The following is a 3464-nucleotide window of genomic DNA, read 5'->3' as shown; positions in this document are numbered from 1 at the left end:
ACTCCGTACACCTCGGCGCAGTTGCACCACCCCGCATGGCGCAGGAGAAGGCCGGTCACCGTACCGAGGACCAGAGCGAGGGGTGAGGCGCGTGCCCATCCGCAGATGATCGGCGAGGAACAGTTCCGCGTGCACCGGGGTGTTCTGTACGACGAAACCGACCCCGGCGAGATGCCCGGCGCTCGCCGCAGGGCGGGAACCGAGCACCCGCACCGAACCCGAAGTCGACTCGACCAGCACAGCGGCCAGATTCAACAACGGTGATCTGCCTGCCCCGTTGGGGCCGGTCGGGCCGATCACCCGCCTCTGCGGGACACTCAGATCACGGCCGATCAGAGCCTCATATCGGCTGTACCGGTTACCGAGCCTCTCGGCTTCCAGCACCGGAGTCACGCCTGCCCCTGTCGAAGTGGTGTCCTACCGGATTGTGAGCGCGTCACGGCCTGTTGTTCCAACGGGCTCCGCCGCGTGGCCGGACGCCCGCACCGGACGAAAGCGCACCGTCCGGCAGAGGCGCCCGTACTTTCAGCGGGTCCTGCATCTCCTCACGCTCTCGCGCAGGATGGATGCCCCACATCGGTCCCTGGGGTGGGTGCAGTGCGTCCGCCCCGGTGCCGCCCGAAGGATTCGGCGGCGACTCGCCGCGCCTGCACGTCGAGACCGTCGCGGACACCGAGCTGGTCGCGGCGGCGCCGTCGACGGGAGAGTTCGCCGGACGCACCACGGTGCACGTCGACGAGCTGGTCGACGCCGTGTGGATCGCCACCCCGTCACCGAGCTCCGAGCCGCTGCTCGGCGTCTGGCCCGGCCTGCCCAGCCGGCCGGCCGCGCATCGTCCACTCCGCGCGCGACTGGCTGACCGAAGCTCCATCCGATCGTCGCCGGCTTCGGTGTGACGACGGTGCCGTGCCGCCTCTCACCGGCGCTGCCACCCCGGGTGAGCCTGCTGCGAGTCGACGGCGCACCCCCGAGATCCGCCGGGTGCTCGTGGCGCGCCTCCCCGGCCACCCCGTCCCGGCTGTCACGGCCCTCACCCGCGATGACTTCGATCGCGTGAACCGCCGCCAAGGCCGCGCCGCGCACGATCGCGTGCACCCCTCCTCCTCCGGGGTGGGCACCACGGTCACCGTCAGTCTGTACCTCACGGTGAGTGCGATCGGCTTCGGCGGCTGTCATCAGCCCGCCCGAGCGCTCGGGCCCCAGCTGCTTCGCGTCCGGCGGAGTGGGCGAACAGGCGGATCGCGAGCTGGAGCCCGGTCCGCAGGTCGGTGGTCTTCCTGATCCCCGGGGTCTGACCGCCCCACAACGACGCTGAAGGTGAAGGGGATCCGGGCGGCGGCGCGGCAATACGTACAGGCTTTGGCCGGCCAGCTCTGCTTCCTCGTCCCGCGGCGTTACTTCCGGCCGTATCGTGTTTAGGCCGGCCCGGAGAAAGTGATCATGGCCCCGGGGCTCCTCATCCCCTGGCTCCAGAGCAAACTGACCTCCGGGGTGGGTCCAGAGCGCCGGGCTCTCCTCCAGCACTGCTCGGCACGTACCGCACGCACCGAGGAGCATGCCGGCAGCCACCGTCAGAACCCGCGGGCGGCCGCGTCGGCGTAGCGGCCGGAGCAGTCGGCGGCGAGCTCGTCCTGGACGACGGAGTCGGCCTCCGGGGCGTAGGTCCCAGAGGTGGCGGCGAGCAGCTGCGCGGTGCGCTCCCACTCTCTGGCTTCGGCGGGGCCGGTTTCGCCGTCCGCGGAAATCGCGGTCTAAGGGTCCTGGGTTCCGAGGGCGGTGCGGATCTGTGCGAATCACCGGCTGCCGCCCCCGGAGTGTTGAAGCCCGTCTGCCCGGACCGTGTGTCAGACAATGGCGAGCCGCGCCACCAGCAGCTCCACCCTCCGCTCGGCTTCCGCCGTCGGCAGCCGTCCCGCCCGGGTCAACGTCGCCAGCCCGTGCAGGGAAGCCCAGAACACCTCGGTGAACAGTCCCGGGTGAACACCGTCCCCGGCGACCTCGCCGAGGCTTTCCAGCAGCGCGGCGAAGGCGTCCTTCAGCGGCTCCGGAGTGTCCTCGGCCGCGAAGGCCAGACCGCCGTCGAGCTGGAACATGGAGTCGTAGACCGCCGGGTTGCGTTCGGCGAAGTCGAGGTAGGTACGAGCGAGAGCGGTGACCCGGGTGCGGGGGCCGTCCGCGGCCGAGGTGGCGGCCCGCAGCGCCGAGGCCATCTCGGCGGCGCCCTCCAGAGCGACAGCGCCGATGATCTCGCGCTTGCCGCGGAAGTGGCTGTACAGGACGGGCTGGCTGTATTCGATGCGCTCGGCGAGCCGACGGGTGGTGACCGCGTCCCAGCCCTGCTGCTCGGCGAGTTCGCGGGCTGTCGCCACGATGAGGCGCTCGCGGGCCGCCCGTTCGCGTTCCTTGCGTTCCTGTACCGACATGACCCAACCCTAGCATCGCTAGACAAGAGAGCGATAGCAGAGCTAGCGTTACCTCGTCTTCTAGCAGCGCTAGATCCCAGGAAGGGTCATCATGCTCAACACACTCGGGGTCTTCACCGTCGTGGTCGTAGGCCTGATGGTGGGGGTGGAGTTCTCCGTCGCCTTCGTCATGAACCGGATCCTCGACGCCCTCCCGGAGGACAGCGGCCAGCTCGGCCGCGCACACGGGGGCCGAATGCTCGGCTCCGTAATGCCGGTCTGGTACATCAGCTCGCTCGTCCTGAGCACCGTCTGGGCCATCGCCGGATGGCATCGCCACGGCACCGGCCTGGTCGTCACCGCTGGTGCGTTGCTGATCCTCAGCGTGATCATGTCGGTCCTGCTGCTCGTCCCGATCAACAACCGGGGCAAGACATGGACCCCTGACAACCGGCCCGACGACTGGAAGGAGCAGATAAACCGCTGGGACCGCTACCACTACGTCCGCGTCGCCGTCCTCATTGCCGCCTTCGCCCTGCTCGCCGCCGCCCTCGCTTGATCCCGCAGGCCGCGACCGCACAGGCGGCAGGCACTCCTCCGCGACAAGCGCCGTACCGGAAGCATCGACTCGAGCCGAACCCGCGTGTCGCCCGAGGATCCGTTGGCGGTGAAGCCGAGGATGGCCCGGATTGTGATGACGAGCCCGCGCGAAATGGTCGCACGGGCTCGCCTGTGCTCTGACCTGCGGTAGCCACTCCGGCCTCGGACTCCTCCACCAGGGCGGCCCAGAGGCGCTTCTGGGGCTTCGTCCGACGCCGGAGCGGTAGCGGTCCGCTGTGCGCCGCGAGGCGCACAGACGCTCGGCCACGGTCCAGGTGGTCCCCTTGGCCCACCTGAGAAGGGAATTAGTCTGGGCTCGCGGTGATTTCGGTGCGGGCCGGGTGAACAACGCTGCGGGTCAATACACCTAGTGTCGCGTGTTTGAAGTCTATTTACGCTTGATCTTGTCGAGGATCTGGTCGGCGGTCTTGGTCCAGGTGAAGGGCTGGCAGCGGCTGTTGT

The 3464-nt window shown here is 69.3% G+C and carries 4 protein-coding genes; 2 read left to right on the top strand and 2 right to left on the bottom strand.

Annotation, left to right across the window (positions count from 1 at the left end; all coding sequences use genetic code 11):
- Positions 1–393, bottom strand: a 393-nt coding sequence (locus ACFXPL_RS36980; protein ID WP_384927564.1) for an ATP-binding cassette domain-containing protein, incomplete at its 3' end; no start/stop codon positions are given.
- A 173-nt stretch (positions 394–566) separates the two neighbouring features.
- Between ACFXPL_RS36980 and ACFXPL_RS36975 the strand changes: the two genes are divergently transcribed.
- Complete coding sequence (locus ACFXPL_RS36975) at positions 567–896, top strand: hypothetical protein (protein WP_384927563.1); 330 nt, start codon at positions 567–569, stop codon at positions 894–896.
- Positions 897–1844: 948 nt separating this feature from the next.
- On the opposite strand, the gene ACFXPL_RS36970 is transcribed toward ACFXPL_RS36975, so the two are convergent.
- Positions 1845–2423 (bottom strand): TetR/AcrR family transcriptional regulator, encoded by a 579-nt coding sequence (locus ACFXPL_RS36970; RefSeq protein WP_384927562.1) that lies wholly within the window; start codon positions 2421–2423, stop codon positions 1845–1847.
- 91 nt (positions 2424–2514) lie between these two features.
- Between ACFXPL_RS36970 and ACFXPL_RS36965 the strand changes: the two genes are divergently transcribed.
- Positions 2515–2961 carry an anthrone oxygenase family protein gene (locus tag ACFXPL_RS36965; protein ID WP_384927561.1) on the top strand — a complete coding sequence of 149 codons (447 nt, stop codon included), beginning with the start codon at positions 2515–2517 and terminating at the stop codon, positions 2959–2961.
- Positions 2962–3464 lie beyond the last annotated feature (503 nt).

It is taken from the genome of Streptomyces sp. NPDC059092 (assembly GCF_042756365.1).
Taxonomy (GTDB): Bacteria; Actinomycetota; Actinomycetes; order Streptomycetales; family Streptomycetaceae; genus Streptomyces.
Note: the sequence above shows the minus strand (reverse complement) of the source record. Positions and strands in the feature narration are given on the sequence as shown.

Coding starts and splice junctions, on each gene's coding strand:
- ACFXPL_RS36970 (WP_384927562.1), bottom strand. CDS start 2,423: ATGTCGGTACAGGAACGCAAGGAACGCGAACGGGCGGCCCGCGAGCGC.
- ACFXPL_RS36975 (WP_384927563.1), top strand. CDS start 567: ATGCCCCACATCGGTCCCTGGGGTGGGTGCAGTGCGTCCGCCCCGGTG.
- ACFXPL_RS36965 (WP_384927561.1), top strand. CDS start 2,515: ATGCTCAACACACTCGGGGTCTTCACCGTCGTGGTCGTAGGCCTGATG.